The organism is Neisseria basseii, from assembly GCF_962707005.1.
GTDB classification, from domain to species: domain Bacteria; phylum Pseudomonadota; class Gammaproteobacteria; order Burkholderiales; family Neisseriaceae; genus Neisseria; species Neisseria bergeri.
Genome location: NZ_CAUIXH010000071.1, coordinates 1 through 323, shown reverse-complemented (window position 1 = coordinate 323; position 323 = coordinate 1). Strand labels below are relative to the sequence as shown.

The 323-nt window shown below is 32.8% G+C and carries 1 pseudogene; it reads right to left on the bottom strand.

The features are described from left to right. Positions 1-22: 22 nt before the first annotated feature. Positions 23-323 (bottom strand): annotated as a pseudogene (locus Q9I99_RS11350) (Imm26 family immunity protein); the annotation flags it as partial.

Here is a 323-nt window from a genome sequence, read left to right as displayed (position 1 = left end):
CCAGCGACATAGGCCGTTGCCCCTATAAATACTGAGATGGCAAAGGAAATATGCCTTCACTTTCTGGATAATTTTCCACATTACTAGACAGCCAGAGTTCAAAGATTTTGTAATCGTCAAAGAAACCATATATATACCCTCGCTTTAGTAAGTCTATATAATCTTTTTGAGAAACTACCAAAGGATTTCCATTTCTCATTACTCTTGATTGTCTAATAAAAAGTTCTTTATTGTATGATAAGAAAATCGCTAAATCTGGATATATTATATTTTCTTTCTCTAAATCAACTTGCCCTATCAGTTTCCAAATCTTCTTTCTTATG